Below are 17147 nucleotides of genomic sequence, written 5' to 3' on the forward strand. Positions count from 1 at the left end.
TGGGGAAAGGCCCGCAGGGGCTGAATCTCTCAGGCGCCCGGACCGGGTCGACGACAGAGGGGGAGGGACGCCTACGACGTCTGCGCGTCTGCGCACGTCTGCGCCTCAGGGAGTCTAGTGTCCGACCAGCATCAACCGCGGTTCGCCGATCGCCACATCGGCCCGGACGCCGCAGCCGTCACCACCATGCTCGACGTGATCGGTGTGTCGTCTCTCGACGAGCTCGCCGCCAAGGCGCTGCCCGCCGGCATTCTCGACGCACTGGCCTCCGATGGCGTGGCCCCGGGGCTGGAGGTCCTGCCCGATCCGGCCACCGAGGAGCAGGCGCTTGCCGAGTTGCGTGCGCTGGCCGACTCGAACACCACCGCGATCTCGATGATCGGTCAGGGCTACTTCGACACCTTCACCCCGGCCGTGTTGCGTCGCAACATCCTGGAGAACCCGGCCTGGTACACCGCCTACACCCCGTACCAGCCCGAGATCAGCCAGGGCCGCCTCGAGGTGCTGCTGAACTTCCAGACCATGGTGTCCGACCTCACCGGCCTTGAAGTGTCGAATGCCTCGATGCTCGACGAGGGCACCGCGGCGGCCGAGGCGATGACGCTGATGCACCGGGCGACGAAGTCCAAGTCCAACCGTCTGGTGGTCGACACCGATGTGTACGCGCAGACCGCCGCGGTGCTGGCCACCCGGGCCCGTCCGCTCGGGATCGAGATCGTCACCGTCGACCTTCGCGAGGGGCTTCCCGAGGGCGACTTCTTCGGGGTCATCGTGCAGCTGCCGGGTGCGAGCGGACGTGTCGTGGATTGGACGAGCCTGGTCGATGATGCCCACGATCGGGGCGCCCTGGTGGCCGTCGGGGCCGACCTGCTGGCGATGACCTTGATCACCCCGCCCGGGGAGATCGGCGCCGATGTCGCGTTCGGCACCACCCAACGGTTCGGTGTGCCAATGGGATTCGGCGGGCCGCACGCCGGTTATCTGGCAGTGCACGCCAAACATGCGCGGCAGTTGCCGGGCCGATTGGTGGGCGTGTCGGTGGACGCCGACGGTGCGCCGGCCTACCGCCTGGCTCTGCAGACCCGCGAGCAGCACATCCGCCGGGACAAGGCGACCAGCAACATCTGTACCGCGCAGGTGCTGTTGGCGGTGATGGCTGCGACGTACGCCAGTTACCACGGCGCCGACGGGCTGACTGCGATCGCCCGCCGGGTGCACGATCATGCCGCGGCGATCGCGGCGGGTCTGGGCGACGCCCTGGTGCACGACACCTTCTTCGACACCGTGTTGGCCCGAGTCCCCGGCCGGGCCGATGAGGTGATCGCGGCTGCCAAGACCAAGGGCATCAACCTGTGGCGGGTCGACGCCGATCACGTGTCCGTGTCGTGCGATGAGGTCACCACCGGCGAGCATGTGGCCGCCGTGCTGGAGGCGTTCGGAGTCGCACCCGCGGCTGATCCGGTGAACACCGGAATCGCCACGCGCACATCGGAATTCCTGACCCATCCGGCGTTCAACTCCTACCGTACCGAGACCGCGATGATGCGCTACCTGCGGTCGTTGGCGGACAAGGACATTGCCTTGGACCGCAGCATGATTCCGCTGGGCTCGTGCACGATGAAGCTCAACGCGGCCGCCGAGATGGAGCCGATCACCTGGCCGGAGTTCGGCCGTCAGCATCCGTTCGCGCCGGCCTCGGACAATCCGGGACTGCGCAAGCTCATCGCCGACCTCCAGGACTGGCTCACCGGCATCACCGGGTATGACCAGATCTCGTTGCAGCCCAACGCCGGATCTCAGGGCGAGTACGCCGGGTTGCTGGCGATCAAGGCCTACCACGAGTCCCGCGGCGACACCGACCGCGACCTGTGCCTGATCCCGTCGAGTGCACACGGCACCAATGCGGCCTCGGCCGCGCTGGCCGGGATGCGCGTCGTGGTGGTCGCCTGCCGCGAGAACGGCGACGTCGACCTCGACGACCTGCGCGCCAAGATCGCCGAACATGCCGATCGGGTTGCGGCGCTGATGATCACCTACCCGTCGACGCACGGGGTGTACGAGCACGACGTCGCCGACATCTGCGCGGCCGTGCACGACGTCGGTGGCCAGGTTTACGTCGACGGGGCGAACCTCAACGCGCTGGTCGGTCTGGCCCGGCCCGGCCGGTTCGGTGGCGATGTCAGCCATCTCAACCTGCACAAGACGTTCTGCATCCCCCACGGTGGCGGTGGTCCCGGCGTCGGGCCGGTCGCGGTGCGCGCCCACTTGGCCCCGTTCCTGCCGGGCCATCCGCTCGCCGACGAGCTGCCCGACGAGCACACCGTCTCGGCCGCACCGTATGGGTCCGCGTCGATCCTGCCGATCACCTGGGCCTACATCCGCATGATGGGGGCCAAGGGGCTGCGTGCAGCCACTCTGACCGCGATTGCCTCGGCAAACTATGTGGCCCGCCGGCTCGATGAGTACTACCCGGTGCTCTACACCGGCGAGAACGGCATGGTGGCCCACGAGTGCATCCTCGACCTGCGCGCGATCACCAAGAGCACCGGTGTCACCGTCGACGACGTGGCAAAACGCTTGGCGGACTATGGCTTCCACGCACCCACCATGAGTTTCCCGGTGGCCGGCACGTTGATGGTGGAGCCCACCGAGAGCGAGAGTCTGGCCGAGGTCGACGCCTTCTGCGACGCGATGATCGCGATCCGTGGCGAGATCGAAAAAGTCGCGGCCGGACTGTGGTCTGTGGATGACAACCCGCTGCGCGGTGCCCCGCACACCGCCGAGTGTCTGTTGGTCGCCGACTGGGATCACCCGTACACCCGTGAGCAGGCGGCCTACCCGTTGGGTAAGGGCTTCCGGCCCAAGGTCTGGCCGCCGGTGCGCCGTATCGACGGGGCTTACGGTGATCGGAACCTGGTGTGCTCGTGCCCGCCGGTCGAGGCGTTCGCGTAGCGCGCCCAAGGGCTGGAGCGTTCGCATAGCGCGCCCAACAGCTGGAGCGTTCGCGTAGCGCGTTCGCTCGTCGATTTCTACCTCAGGGTCGTGCTAAGTCGTTCCGAACGACCCTGAGGTAGAAAACGGCGCGGCGGGCTCAGCCCAAGCGACCGGCTCAGCCCAAGCGACCGGCTCAGCCCAAGCGACCGGCTCAGCCGAGCAGGGTGTTGACGGCGGTGGCCAATTCGGGTGAGGCCGAGCTGGTTACGTGTTGATAGGTGCCGCTGCTGGCCTGTGCCACAGCTTCCCAGGTGGCCCGGTCCGAACCCCCGCCGAAGTCGATCACGTTGACCGCCACCGGCTTTGCCGGGTCGAACGCGCCGCGGATGAACTCCTGCAGGCCCGCGCCGTCAAGGCTCTGGTCGGTGTGTGGTCCGGTGGTGATCACCAGGATGGAGTTGGCCTGGCCCTCACGGTATTTGGCCAGTGCCTCGTTGTAGACCAGCCGCAGCGTGGTGAACGACACCGCCCCACCACCGGACGCCGACTGCTCATCCAGCGTAGAAATCAGTGCATCGGAACGACGTTGCCCACTCACCGGCTCGGCCAGCGGCCCCATCGAGACTTCGGACCGGCCCTCGGTGCCGTCGAAGGTCCACAATCCCACTGCCGAGGTGTCCGGCAGGGCCTTGAGTCGGCTGTCGAGCACGGCCACGACGTTGGCCAACCGTGACTTGCCGCCCTCTTCGGTCGGCATCGACTGGTCGAGCATGATGGTGACCGCGCGGCTCTCCGACGGCGTGGCCGTGGCGTTGGCCAGCGTCACCCGCATGGTGTTGTCACCGACCGACAGCGGCGCGGCCAGTTCCGAGAAGTCGGTGACGTCGCTGGACGGCGGCGTCGTCCCCTCGGCCCGGAACCCGGCCTTGGCCAGCTCGGCGAGCTGTTCCGGCTTGCGCAGGAAACGGGCGAACTCGCTGGCCGCGGTCACCTGCTCGTTCTCCAGCCAGTCACCGGCCAGCAGCACCGCGGGATAGTCGGCGGTGGCGGTGGGGCCGGGCGGCACCCAGCCGGCCAACGTGGACTTGGCGTCGTCGAGCGTGCTACCCCGCTGGAACAGTTGCTGTTCGGTGGTGGCGACCGCGTGTACCGGTGCGGTGGCCGGGTCGGACGCATCGATCAACGCGTCCAGCGCCGTGCCCAACTCGGTGTTGTCGAGCTTGGGTTGTCCGCCCAACAAGCTGTTGACACCGCTCATGCCAGAGGTGGGGGGCGCGCCTGAGGGTGCGGTGGCCGCGGCCACGGCCTCGGCGGCCAGATAGGCGGCATCGCCGTTGCTGCGTGTCGGCAGCGCGAGTTTGAGGGTGCCCCAGCCGGGCAGTTTGAGCGCGTTCATCGCGGCCGGGGAGCTCTGCAGCTGCGGCAGGGTGGCCCAACTCTGTTGTGCCAACGCATCCTTGAGCTGCGGTCGGACCGCGAGAAGCACCGGGGAGGTGACCAGGGACCGGCTGTCACTGACGGTCTTGGCGCCCGCGGTGGCCTCCAGCCGCGCCTCGGCGATACTGCTGGCCGGGATCCACAGGGCCGGCCGGTCACCGAGTTCGCTCGGCCAGGCGTTGGCGAAACCGCTGACCACCCGGTCGGATTCGGCGGACTGCACGCGGACCTTGACGCACCGGTCGCCGACGGGGCTGACCGATTCGTTGTAGCTGTTGGCCAGGCTTTCGACGTACGTCGAGATGGTGGGGTCGGCGATCACCGCGATCCCGAGCTCCCCGTCGACGCAACGGGCGGCGGCGGCGTCACTGCGGTCGGCCAGGACATCCCCGAAGAACTTCCACAGGATCATCGCACCGACCACGGCCACCACGGTGACCAGCGCGACGATCACGCCGACGCTGACGCCGCGCCGGCCGGTCTGTACCGCCCGGTGGCTGCCGGTCCATTCGCCGCCATCCCAGTCCCCGCCGTGCTGCCGACCGGACGGCGGCGGAGCGGGCGGGGGCGGGGCATCGGAGACCGCACCGAACTGCGTGGTCGGCTCGTCGTCGGCGTAGTCCGCGTCAAGATCTTCGGCGTACTCGTCGTGATAGCCGGACGCATACTCGTCGCGATAACCGGCGGCGTACTCGTCGTCTTCGGCGTAGTCCGCTTCGTCGTAGTCGGCGTACTCCGAGTCGTGGTAATCGGATTCGTAGTCGTCGTCACCGTCTGCGTAACGGGGTGGACGGTACTCGGGCTCGTCTCGGTAACCGTGATCGGCGTGTCGAGACGGCTCGTGGCCCGGTTGTTGGTAGTCGCCGGAGTACCGGAAGTCGCCGATGCGCCCGTGGTCGGGCTCTTCGGCCGCATCCTCGGGGTCGGGAATGCTGTGCCTGCCCATTCCTAACCCCTGTACGTCTCGCGCCGTCTAGTCATCCGGACCCGCCGAAGTCTAATCACTTCCCGGCGGTGCTCGCTTTGAACTCGCGGCGACGCCGGTGCAGGATCGGCTCGGTGTAGCCGTTGGGCTGCGCAGCGCCCGACAGGATCAACTCCTGCGCCGCACCGAAGGCGATACTGGCCTCCGGATCCGGAGCCATCGGCAGGTACGCGGGGTCGCCGGCGTTCTGCTCGTCGACGACCGCGGCCATCCGGCGCAGGCTGGCCTTGACGTCTTCTTCGGTGATGACGCCGTGGCGCAGCCAGTTCGCCAGCAGCTGGCTGGAGATCCGAAGCGTGGCACGGTCTTCCATCAGCGCGACGTCGTGGATGTCGGGCACCTTCGAACAACCGACACCGGCGTCGATCCAGCGGACCACGTAGCCCAGGATCGACTGGCAGTTGTTGTCGACCTCTTCGTGGATCTCCTCAGGCGACCAGGTCAGCGACGAGTCGGCGAGCGGGATCGTCAGCAATTCCTCGATCGTGCTGCGGGTCTTGCCGGCCAGCTCCTTCTGCACGGCCTCGACGTCCACCTGGTGGTAGTGCATGGCGTGCAGGGTGGCTGCGGTCGGCGACGGCACCCACGCGGTGGTGGCACCGGCCTTGGGCTGGCCGATCTTCTGCTCGACCATGTCGGCCATCAGATCGGTCATGGCCCACATGCCCTTGCCGATCTGCGCCTTGCCGGCCAGACCGGTGGCCAGGCCGACGTCGACGTTGTTGTCCTCGTAGGCCTTGATCCACGGCTGGGCCTTCATGGCGCCCTTGCGGATCATCGGGCCGGCCTCCATCGAGGTGTGGATCTCGTCGCCGGTGCGGTCCAGGAAGCCGGTGTTGATGAACACCACGCGGTCGGACGCGGCCAGGATGGCGGCCTTGAGGTTGACCGTGGTGCGGCGCTCCTCGTCCATGATGCCGACCTTGAGCGTCGCCTGCGGCAGGCCCAGGACATCCTCGACGCGGCTGAACAGCTCGCAGGTGAACGCGACCTCTTCGGGCCCGTGCATCTTGGGCTTGACGATGTAGACCGAGCCGGTCCGGCTGTTCTGCAGGGGGCCGTTGTCGTCACCGGTCTTGAGGCCGTGCATGGCGATCAGACCGGTGAACAGCGCGTCTTGGATGCCCTCGGGGATCTCGTTACCTTCGGCGTCCACGATCGCGTCGTTGGTCATCAGGTGGCCCACGTTGCGGACGAACAGCAGGCTACGGCCGGGCAGGGTGAGCTCGCCCTCGCCGTCCGGCCGAGTGAAGGTGCGGTCCGGGTTGAGCACGCGGGTGAAGGTCTTACCGCCCTTGCTGACCTCCTCGGCGAGATCCCCGCGGTTCAGGCCCAGCCAGTTGCGGTAGCCCAGCACCTTGTCGTCGGCGTCGACGGCGGCCACGGAGTCCTCGAAGTCCATGATCGTGGTGATCGCGGATTCCAGCACCACGTCCTTGATGCCCGCGGCGTCGGTGGAGCCGATGGGGGAGTCGGGGTCGATGAGGATCTCGATGTGCAGACCGTGGTTCACCAGGAGCACCGACCACTGCGGCTCACCGAGCGTGCCGGTGTAGCCGACGAACTGTTCGGGGTTGGCCAGGGCCGGGGACAACACGCCGTCTTCGATCTTGACCTCGGTGATGTCGGCCCACGAACCCTCGGCCAGCGGCACGGCCTCGTCGAGGAACTTGCGGGCGTACGCGATCACCTTGTCGCCGCGGGTCTTGTTGTAACCCGTGCCCTTCTCAGCACCGTCCTCTTCGCTGATGACGTCGGTGCCGTACAGCGCGTCGTACAGCGAGCCCCACCGGGCGTTGGCGGCGTTCAGCGCGAAGCGGGCGTTGAGGATCGGCACCACCAGCTGCGGGCCCGCGGTCGAGGTGATCTCGTCGTCCACGCCGGAGGTGGTGACGGTGAAGTCGGCCGGCTCGGGCAGCAGGTAACCGATGTCGGTGAGGAACTGCTTGTAGGCCTCGGGGTCCACCGGCTCGAGCACGTGCGAGCGGTGCCACTTGTCGATCTGGGCCTGCAGCTCGTCGCGACGGGCCAGCAAGTCCTGGTTCTTGGGGGTGAGGTCAGCGACGACCTTGTCCACGCCGGACCAGAAACTGTCCGGGTCGACGCCGGTGCCCGGCAGTGCCTCGTTGGTGATGAAGTCGTGCAGCACCTGTGCCACGCGCAGGTTTCCGACAGTCACGCGATTGGTCATGCGCGTTTCCTCCCTCGGCTCCAGGCGCCGTGCGGCGCCTGCCGTTTATCCAGCTTACCCATTGGTAACGTCGGCCTTTCAGCCGTCCAGCCCGGTGAGCAACAGCTCACACTGGTTAGCCAGCGTGATCCGCAAGGGAGCCGCACGTTCGGTGATGCGTTGTTGCGCCCTGACGTATTCGGCACGCCCGGCCGGTGTTTCGATGGCGATCGGCTCGAAACCATAGCGCCTCAAGTCGTATGGGCTGGCACACATATCCAACGCCCGCGCGTCGGCGGCCAGTTCGAGCGCGTCCATCACCAGATCCGAGGACACCAGCGGGCCCAATTTGTAGGCCCACTTGTAGCAGTCCATGGCGGCATGGATGCAGCCCGGCTGCTCGGTGTCGATCTGCTGCTCCCGGCTCAGCGCTCGGTCGTTGCGGCCCGCGGCGGCTTCGGTGAAAAAGCGGTAGGCGTCGAAATGGCTGCACCGCAACGGCATCGACTCGACCACCGCATCAGTTCCGGCGGCACCGAGGCGCAACGGCACCTGGCCGTGGCGGATCTCGGGCGAGCGGTACACCATGGCCCATTCGTGGAGGCCGAAACAGTTCATCCGCGGTGTCCGCGAAGCGGTGGCGCGCATCAGGCGTGCCACGAACCGTACGGTCGCCGCGCGTGTGACCAAATAGTCATGCCCGACGGTGACCCCGCGGGCGTGTTCGGTGTAACCGCCGACGCTGAGATAGCGCCGCGCGGCCGGTCCGCCCAACACCGCGCCGAAGCCGGGATGCCAGCGTCGCAACTGGCGCGGCCGCAGGCTGTAGTAGGTGAACAGGAAGTCCCACACCGGGTGCGCCTCGCCGCGCTCCTGCCGGCGCCGGTGCGGCGCCACGAAGCGCTCGACGCGGTCGCGGTGACGCTCCTCGGCAGCGGTCCAGTCAGGTTCGTCGAGAACCCGTTCGATCGCCGAGAGCGTCAGCTCAGACACGGTGCGTACCGTCACGCACCGTGCCGACCAGGTCTTCGACCAGATCCTCCAGCGCCACCATGGCGGTGACGGTGCCGCCGACCGGATCGGCGCCGTCCGGGTTCTCGGCGGCGGTGCCGTCGGCGATCACCAGGGCCAGGTGACTGTTGCTGCGCCGCATCCGGGACAGCGCGTCGGGCAGCGGCAACGAGGCGGGCACCCGCGGCAGCGGACGCACCATCGCCACGTCCACCACCGCATCGGGATCGTTGAGCTGCGGCAACACGTCCTTGATGTGCAGATAACCGATGGCGGTCCCGGACGTGTCGGTCACCGGGAAGCGGGAGTAACCGGTCTCGGTCAGGGCCTGCTCCACCGCGCCGACCGTCGGACCGCTGCCCTCGGCCGCGACCGGGATGGCGTGGATGTCGTCCAACGGCATCGCCACGTCACTGACCGTGCGGCTGCGAATCTGCAGGGCCCGGGTCAACCGGCCGTGCTCCTCGGTGTCGAGCAGCCCTTCGGACACCGACTCGGCGATCATCTCCGAGAGTTCGACCGTCGACACGGCCGATTCCAGTTCATCCTTCGGTTCGACGCGGAAGGCCCGCAGCGTGGCGTTGGCGCACCAGTTGTAGAACGCGATGAACGGCCGGGCGGCGCGGATGTACACCAGGTACGGCGGAACCAGCAGCATCGCGGCGGTCTCGGGCCCGGCGATCGCGATGTTCTTCGGCACCATCTCGCCGAGCAACACATGCAGGATCACCACGACGGCCAGCGCCACGATGAACGAGACGGTGTGCAGGACGGCGTCGGCGACCCCGAGCAACCCGAACGGCATCTCCAGCAGGTGGGCGACAGCCGGCTCGCCCACCCGGCCCAGCAGGATCGAGCAGATCGTGATGCCAAGTTGGGAGCCGGCCAGCATCAGCGACAGGTGCTCGCCGGCCCGGATCACGGTGACGGCGCTGCGCTTCCCCTGTTCGGCCAGGGCCTGCAACCGGTCCCGGCGAGCCGAGATCAGCGCGAACTCCGCCGCCACGAAGAACGCGTTCGCCGCCAGGAGCAGCACGGTCAACAGCACGCCCAGAATGTCACCCATGGCTGTCCTCCCGGCCGTCGAGGCGCGTGAGCTCGAGCAGATCGATGCGACGACCGTCCATGCGCACCACGGTGGCCAGCCATCGCACCGGCCGGTCGGGATCGCCATCGGGATCGAACGCGGTGAGCTCCACGGCCTCGCAGTTCTCCGGTATGTGGCCCAGCTCCTGGAGGACCAACCCGCCGATCGTCTCGTATTCGCCCTCGGGCGCACGGAATCCGGTGCCGGCCGCGACCTCGTCGATGCGCAGCAAGCCGGACACCTGCCAGCCGGCGCCGGCGGGGACCACGTCGGGGGTGGCGTCGTCGTGCTCGTCGCGCACATCGCCGACGATCTCCTCGATCAGGTCCTCGACCGTCACCATGCCCGCCGTGCCGCCGTATTCGTCGACCACGAGTGCGGTCTGCAGGCCGTTGGCCCGGATCTGGGTCATCACGGCGTCACCGTCGAGGGTGGAGGGCACGGTGGCCACCGGCAGGGCCAGTCCGGCCAGCCGCGTGCGGCTGCGTTCGTCGCGCGGGATCGCGAACACCTGCTTGACGTGCACCACGCCGATGGTCTCGTCGAGGTCGCCCTCGACGATCGGAAAGCGCGAATAGCCGGTCCGGATCGCGGCCTCCATCAGATCGGCGACCGAATCACCGGCGTCGAGGACCTCGATCTTGGATCGCGGCGTCATCAGCTCCTCGGCGGTGCGCTCGCCGAACTGCAGCGAGCGGTGCACCAGCAACGCCGTGGAGGGGTCGAGGGATCCGCTACGGGCCGAGTTGCGCACCAGCGAGGCCAGCTCCTGAGCCGAGCGCGCCGAGCGCAGTTCCTCGGCGGGCTCGATGCCGAGTCGGCGCAGGATCCAGTTGGCGGTGCCGTTGGTCATCCGGATCACCGGGGTGAACAGCATCGAGAAGAGCACCTGCAACGGTGCTGCCGCCCGGGCCGTCGGGACCGGCCGGGCCACGGCCAGGTTCTTGGGCACGAGCTCGCCGAACACCATCGACAGCGACGTCGCGATGAGGACCGCCAGGAACAGCGACAGGCCGCCGGCGAACCTGGATGGCACGCCGATGGCGTCCAGACCGGGCCGGATCAACTCTCCGACGACGGGTTCGGCCAGATAACCGGTGGCCAGCGTGGTGATCGAGATACCCACCTGGGCGCCCGACAGCTGGAACGACAGTGTGCGGTGCGCCCGACGGACCAGCTGGTCGCGACGGTCGCCGGTGCGGGCGTTGGCCTCGACCGTGCTGCGCTCCAGTGCGGTCAGGGAGAACTCGGCCGCCACGAACACCGCGGTGCCCAGGGTCAACACCACGATCGCGAGGATCGACAACAAGGACAGCACCAGGTCCGTCGAGCCGCCCATCAGATCCTCACCAAGCAGACGCCGGGCCGATGGCCCGGCCGACTAGGAGAAGGGTCGTCGTCGGCGCTCAGAAGTGACTGGTGTTCCGCCCCGAAGGCCGGTTCAGAACCGGAGGCCTCGGTGGGTGCCTGCGGCACGTGAACCCTTTCGTTCGATCTGACACAGCGGACGACCGGGCAGTATGCGATCGTCCACTCGATATACAGGACCCCAATAGTATCGCGACTCGCTGGATTACCAGCCCGTCGGCAGGGGGTGGCCCTCGGCGAAGCCGGCGGCCGACTGCACCCCGAGCACCACGTTCTCGTGGAGTTCGGCGAGGTTGACCGCGCCGACGTAGGTGCACGTGCTGCGGACGCCCGAGGTGATGTGGTCGAGCAGGTCCTCGACCCCGCCACGGGCCGGGTCGAGAGCCATCCGGGAGGAGGAGATGCCCTCCTCGAACAGGGCCTTACGAGCCCGGTCGAATGGGCTGTCGCCGGCCGTGCGGGCGGCCACCGCACGCTTGGAGGCCATGCCGTAGCTCTCCTTGTACGGCCGCTCCTGGCGGTCGTACAGCAGGTCGCCGGGGGACTCGTAGGTGCCGGCAAACCAGGAACCGATCATCACGTTGGCGGCGCCGGCGGCCAGGGCCAGCGCCACGTCACGCGGATGCCGCACCCCTCCGTCTGCCCACACGTGCGCACCGAGTTCCCTTGCTGCAGCGGCACATTCGACGACGGCGGAGAACTGTGGCCGGCCCACGCCGGTCATCATCCTGGTCGTACACATCGCGCCCGGTCCCACCCCGACCTTGACGATCGAGGCGCCGGCCTCGATCAGGTCACGCGTGCCTTCGGCCGACACCACGTTTCCGGCCGCCAGCGGCAGACCGAGGTCCAACGCGGTCACCGATTTGATGGCGTCGAGCATCTTGGCCTGGTGGCCGTGGGCGGTGTCGATGACCAGCAGATCGACTCCGGCCTCGGCCAGGGCCCGGGCCTTCGCGCCGACGTCGCCGTTGATACCGACGGCCGCGGCGATGCGCAGCCGTCCGTTCGCGTCGACGGCGGGACGGTAGATCCCGGTGCGCACCGCTGCGGTCCGGGTCAACACCCCGGCCAGCGTCCCGTCCGGGGTGGTCAGCACCGCGAGGTCGATCGGTGCGTGCTCGAGCAGGTCGAACACCTCGCGCGGATCGGTGCCGACCGGCGCGGTGACGAAGTCGGACACGGCGACGTCGCGAATCCGGGCGAACCGGTCCACCCCGGCGCAGGCGGCCTCGGTGACCAGCCCGATCGGGCGTCCTTCGAACACCACCACCGCGGCCCCATGCGCCCGTTTGTGCAGCAACGCCGCCGCGTCGGACACCGAATCGTCGGGGCTCAGCGTCACCGGGGTGTCGGCGACCAGATCGCGGCTCTTGACGAACTGCACGGTGTCGGCCACCACGGAACTCGGCAGGTCCTGGGGCAGCACCACGATGCCGCCGCGCCGGGCGACCGTCTCGGCCATGCGCCGGCCCGCCACCGCCGTCATGTTCGCCACCACCACCGGAATGGTGGTGCCGGATCCGTCGACGGTGGACAGGTCGACGTCGAACCGCGAGGCCACGTCGGAGCGCCCGGGAACGACGAAGACGTCGTTGTAGGTCAGGTCGTACGGCGGGGTGTGCCCGTTCAAAAACCTCACGCCCCGAATCTACCCAGAACTACTCAGGCAGTGACTTCGCTGCGGTCCCCGCTCCAGAGGGTGTGGAACTTCTGACCCCGCTCGGCGTCGGTGCGCTCGTAGGTGTGGGCACCGAAGAAATCACGCAGGCCCTGGGTCAGCGCCGCGGGCAGCCGTTCGGTGCGCAACGCGTCGTAGTACGACAGTGCCGAGGAGAAGCCGGGGATCGGGATGCCGAGTGCGGTGGCGGTGCTCACCACACGACGCCAGCTGTCGATCGCCGATTCGACCGCACTACGGAAATACGGTGCGGCGAGCAGGGTGGCCAGATCCGGCTCCGCGTCGAAGGCGTCCTTGATCCGGTTGAGGAACTTGGCCCGGATGATGCACCCGCCGCGCCAGATCGTGGCCAGATCACCCGGGGTGATGTTCCAGCCGTACTCCGCGCTGCCCGCCTGGATCTGGTTGAAGCCCTGGGCGTAGGCGACGATCTTGGAGGCGTACAAGGCCTGGCGCACGTCCTCGATGAATTGCGAGCTGTCGGAAGGCTTCTCGCCGAGCTGGCCCGAGGCCAGCCCGACGGTGGCCTTGCGCTGCGGCACCGAGCCCGACAGCGCCCGGGCGAACACCGCCTCGGCGATGCCGGTGACGGGCACCCCCAGATCCAGGGCGGACTTCACCGTCCAGCGCCCGGTGCCCTTCTGCTCGGCCTCGTCCACGATCACGTCGACCAGGGGCTTGCCGGTCTTGGTGTCGACCTGGCGCAGCACCTCGGCGGTGATCTCCACGAGGTAGCTGTCCAGCTCGCCGGAGTTCCACTCGGCGAACACGTCGGCGATCTCGGGGGCGGACTTGCCCAGCCCGTCGCGCAGCAACTGGTAGGCCTCACCGATCAGCTGCATGTCGGAGTACTCGATGCCGTTGTGCACCATCTTCACGAAATGGCCGGAACCGTCCGGGCCGATGTGGGTGCAGCACGGCACGCCGTCGACGTGCGCCGAGATCTCCTCGAGCAGCGGGCCGAGGCTCTTGTACGACTCGGCCGGCCCGCCGGGCATGATCGACGGGCCGTTGAGGGCACCCTCTTCACCACCGGAGATGCCGGCGCCGACGAAATGCAGCCCGCGCTCGCGAATGGCCTTCTCGCGCCGGATGGTGTCGGTGTAGAGGGAGTTGCCGCCGTCGATGATGATGTCGCCGGGCTCCATGGCGTCGGCGAGCTCGTTGATCACCGCGTCCGTCGGATCGCCGGCCTTGACCATGATCAGGACCCGACGCGGTTTCTCCAGCGCGTCAAGGAATTCCGCGATGGTCTCGCTGCGGACGAACTTGCCTTCCGAACCGTGCTCCGCCAGCAGGGCGTCGGTCTTGGCGATCGATCGGTTGTGCAGGGCGACGGTGTAGCCGTGCCGGGCGAAGTTGCGGGCGATGTTGGAACCCATCACCGCCAGGCCGGTAACCCCGATCTGTGCAGTGCCGGTGGTGCTCGACGGGGTCCTCGACGAAGTCATGCAGCAGCCTTTCGTTGTTTTGTTGTGTCAGAACGCCTGTCGGACCGGGTGTTATCCCAGCCCGGAGAACAGGCGGTGAAGCTCGGTGAGCCAGGGAACCGCGACGGCGACCGTGGGGACCACCAGAACAGCGGCGGCGGCCAGATAGGCGGTGGCCGCCAATGCCACGCTATTGGGCTTGCCGCCGAGGCGTCGCACCCGGATCACGGTGGTCGGCCCGCTCGCGGCCAGCGCGCCCGAGGGGGTGCGCCCGCCGGCGCAGGCGACCAGTGCCCGGGCCAGGGGAGTGGGGCCGGCAGTCCGGACCGCGGCGTCGTCGGCCAGCAACTCGATCAACAGCCGGACCGCATCCAGGGCGTTGGCGCTGCGGACAAAGCGCGGGAACGCGGCGTGGACCGCGGTGAACATCTCCAGGACCAGGTCGTGGCGGGCACGCAGGTGGGCCCGCTCGTGGGTCAGGATGGCCGCGAGCTCGTTGTCGGACAACGCGGTGAGCGTGCCTTCGCTGAGCACGACCCGGCTGCGCACCCCGGGCAGGCAGTACGCCAGGGGCTGTGCGACGTCGAGGATGCGCAGTCCGCCACCGGCCAACGGGCGGTGTGCCGTGCAGAGGTGTGACTGCACCGCCTGGCGTGACTTGCTGAGCAGATCGACCATCATGCGGTGATGGGCGCGTCGTCGCCGCGTGGCCACGGCCACCTGGACCACCGCTACACACAACCGGGCGCCGATGAGCAGGGTGAGGGTGAACACGACGACGTAGACGAGCCACAGTGGCCAACCGAGCGCCTCGATCTCACTGGTGATCGTGGCGGTGGGCCGGCCGTCGGGACCGGGCACGAACAGCCGGCTGGCGATGGCGATGCCGGCCGAGAAGGCCGAGAGGACCGCGGCCAGCGCAACCGATTGCCACAGCACGATCGCCGCGCGTGGGGCGCGCAGTGGCCAAGTTGCGCGCGCCAGCACCGCCGGCACTGGTCCTACCAGCGCCAGCGCCAGGAGGGTGAAGGCCAGCGCGGACACGCCGTAAGTGTCTCTCAGGCGGTGCCCGAATTGCCAGCCGGTGGAGACAGTTGGTGCTTGCTCTCCAGCTCGGCCAGCGCTCGCCGCAGAGCCCGGGCTTCGTCGGCGCCGACTCTCTCCACGAAATGGACCAGCGCGGCCTGGCGGCTGCCGGAATCCGCGGCCTGGTCGAGGGCATCGACCATCAGGCCGGCGACGAGCTCGTCGCGACCGTGTGTCGGCGCGTAACGGTGCGCACGATCATCGCGGTGCTGCACGACCAGATTCTTCTTCGCCAGTCGTTGCAGCACGGTCATGATCGTCGTGTAGGCCAAGTCGCGGCGGGCGGCCAGCGCCTCGTGGACTTGGCGCACTGTTTGGGGTTCGGGGGCGGACCACAGGTGATCCATCACCTCGCGCTCAAGCTCCCCTAGACGCGTCAATTTGGCCATGTTCCGTTCACTCTCCTGAGCAGTAAAGCCAGCGTACTACGGGTTTACTACCGCGCGTCGTATGTCTTTGGCAGCAAGCCGGTAAGCGTCGCCGCCGACGGTTTAGATCAAGGTCAGCGGCCGTTGCCGGACCGCTTGTGAAACCAATCACACGGGGTAGCCCTCGTGCTGCCCGTGACTATAGTAAGGCTAACCTAAGTGAAACTGGAGCCTTCGGAGGTGGCATGACGGTCTTGATCGAAGATCCGCTGATCGCGGGTATGGCCATCGAGCGGACGCTGCCGCTGCATGAATCGAGCCGGCGTCTGCGTGAGCTGTATCCGGAATGTCCGCGGGTCTACGGCGTGGCTGTCGTGGGCGATCTGTCGCGCCGCCGGTGGTGGCCGCTGACCGAGGCGTTGACGGCGAATCGCTTGCAGGCGATGTTCGATGCGGCGATGGCCGAGACCGCCAATCGGGCTGCCGTCGCCCAGCAGTTGGCCGCCACGTTGACCCACGTGGTGATCGGGCGAGTGATACCGCTGCTGGCGCTGGAGGGCCGGGCCTGGGACACCGGCCTGGAGAACCTCTGGGTCCACGTCGACTCCGAAGGCGCGATCGACTGGGTCGGCGTCGTCGACCCGACCCTGCGCGGGCTGCCGGAGGATCCGGACTTGTCCGGCCGGGCTGTCCGCTACGCGAGTGCCACACATGACGGGATCGTCGCGTTGCCCAGTGAGGCGGCGTTGACCACCTGGGTCGCGCACCGCAGCCATCGTGCGCTGGAGCCGTTGTTCACTCGGCTGGTGGAGATCAGTGGCGGCGCGGTCTCGATCGCTGCGATGTGGCACATGGTGGGCGCAGCAGTGGTCGGTGCGGCCACCCAGGTCCCGATGCTGGCGGGATCCAGCGAAGTGGTGAGCATGCGGCGCAGCCAGGCGGTGCTCGACGCCCTGGTCGGCTTCGGCCTTCCGGTCCGCGGCTGCGTCCGTGCCGGGAAGGTCTTGCTTAATTAGGATAGCCTTGCCTAGTATGGAGGCACGAGACCAACGGACCGCGCCGGAGTCCTGAGGGCTGCAGAGACCCCCGGTCCGCTCGAGGGCGGGTCCCGCGTTTCACACGCGGGACCCGCCCGCATCTTTTCTCCACCCCGCCGTGTAGACACGAGGACTGTGACCACTGATACGCCCGAGGGGCTGGAAAAGGGATTCGACACCGAACTGGGCCTGACCTACCTCGAACTCACCCCGGACGGCGGTCGCGCGCAGCTGACCATCACTGAAAAGTTGCTCCAGCCCTGGGGCATCGTGCACGGCGGGGTCTACTGCGCGATCGTGGAAAGCCTGGCGAGCGTCTCCGGCCACATCTGGTTGTCGGAGAACGGCGGCGGCACCGTGGTCGGGGTCAACAACAACACCGATTTCCTGCGGGCGATCGGTTCGGGGACGGTGACGGCGGTGTCCGAGCCCATCCACCGGGGGCGGCGTCAACAGCTGTGGCTCATCACGATCACCGACGAGAACGGCAAGACGGTGGCTCGCGGTCAGGTGCGGTTGCAGAACGTCGCTGAATGATCGCGCCGAACGATCG

Annotated in this window: 12 protein-coding genes; 3 read left to right on the forward strand and 9 right to left on the reverse strand. The window is 68.2% G+C overall.

All coding sequences use genetic code 11. The features are described 5' to 3' along the window. Positions 1 to 117: 117 nt before the first annotated feature. On the forward strand, positions 118 to 2952 hold the full coding sequence (gcvP, locus tag A5699_RS21295; protein WP_067773472.1) for an aminomethyl-transferring glycine dehydrogenase: 2835 nt from the start codon (positions 118 to 120) through the stop codon (positions 2950 to 2952). 193 nt (positions 2953 to 3145) lie between these two features. Here the strand turns inward: gcvP and A5699_RS21300 are convergent, their stop codons facing one another. From A5699_RS21300 to A5699_RS21340, 9 genes are all read right to left on the reverse strand, one after another. Beyond that, a complete protein-coding gene (locus A5699_RS21300; protein WP_067773475.1) occupies positions 3146 to 5317 on the reverse strand; it encodes a substrate-binding domain-containing protein in 2172 nt (723 codons plus the stop codon). Between the two features lie 55 nt (positions 5318 to 5372). Beyond that, positions 5373 to 7547: a malate synthase G gene (locus tag A5699_RS21305; RefSeq protein ID WP_067773477.1), complete on the reverse strand. Its 2175-nt coding sequence runs from the start codon at positions 7545 to 7547 to the stop codon at positions 5373 to 5375. A 78-nt stretch (positions 7548 to 7625) separates the two neighbouring features. After that, positions 7626 to 8519, reverse strand: a complete 894-nt coding sequence (locus A5699_RS21310; protein ID WP_231965786.1) for a 3-methyladenine DNA glycosylase — start codon at positions 8517 to 8519, stop codon at positions 7626 to 7628. Next, positions 8512 to 9603: a hemolysin family protein gene (locus tag A5699_RS21315; RefSeq protein ID WP_067773483.1), complete on the reverse strand. Its 1092-nt coding sequence runs from the start codon at positions 9601 to 9603 to the stop codon at positions 8512 to 8514. The genes A5699_RS21310 and A5699_RS21315 overlap by 8 nt, the downstream gene beginning before the upstream one ends. Beyond that, on the reverse strand, positions 9596 to 10963 hold the full coding sequence (locus A5699_RS21320) for a hemolysin family protein (protein WP_067773486.1): 1368 nt from the start codon (positions 10961 to 10963) through the stop codon (positions 9596 to 9598). The genes A5699_RS21315 and A5699_RS21320 overlap by 8 nt, the downstream gene beginning before the upstream one ends. Before the next feature lie 234 nt (positions 10964 to 11197). Further along, positions 11198 to 12634, reverse strand: a complete 1437-nt coding sequence (locus A5699_RS21325) for a GuaB1 family IMP dehydrogenase-related protein (protein ID WP_067773489.1) — start codon at positions 12632 to 12634, stop codon at positions 11198 to 11200. Between the two features lie 23 nt (positions 12635 to 12657). After that, positions 12658 to 14124, reverse strand: coding sequence for an NADP-dependent phosphogluconate dehydrogenase (gene gndA, locus A5699_RS21330; protein ID WP_067773492.1), 1467 nt, complete (start codon positions 14122 to 14124; stop codon positions 12658 to 12660). A gap of 51 nt (positions 14125 to 14175) precedes the next feature. Beyond that, the gene (locus A5699_RS21335; RefSeq protein ID WP_067773495.1) at positions 14176 to 15147 is read right to left on the reverse strand and encodes a M56 family metallopeptidase; all 972 of its coding nucleotides are present in this window, start codon (positions 15145 to 15147) and stop codon (positions 14176 to 14178) included. Positions 15148 to 15161: 14 nt separating this feature from the next. After that, positions 15162 to 15578 (reverse strand): BlaI/MecI/CopY family transcriptional regulator, encoded by a 417-nt coding sequence (locus tag A5699_RS21340; RefSeq protein WP_067773498.1) that lies wholly within the window; start codon positions 15576 to 15578, stop codon positions 15162 to 15164. Positions 15579 to 15802: 224 nt separating this feature from the next. Here A5699_RS21340 and A5699_RS21345 point away from each other — a divergent pair, with 224 nt between their 5' ends. Then, a complete protein-coding gene (locus A5699_RS21345) occupies positions 15803 to 16573 on the forward strand; it encodes an iron reductase (RefSeq protein ID WP_067773500.1) in 771 nt (256 codons plus the stop codon). A gap of 156 nt (positions 16574 to 16729) precedes the next feature. Beyond that, positions 16730 to 17131, forward strand: a complete 402-nt coding sequence (locus A5699_RS21350) for a PaaI family thioesterase (RefSeq protein ID WP_067773503.1) — start codon at positions 16730 to 16732, stop codon at positions 17129 to 17131. Positions 17132 to 17147 lie beyond the last annotated feature (16 nt).

The organism is Mycobacterium sp. E802, from assembly GCF_001666875.1.
Classification (GTDB): domain Bacteria; phylum Actinomycetota; class Actinomycetes; order Mycobacteriales; family Mycobacteriaceae; genus Mycobacterium.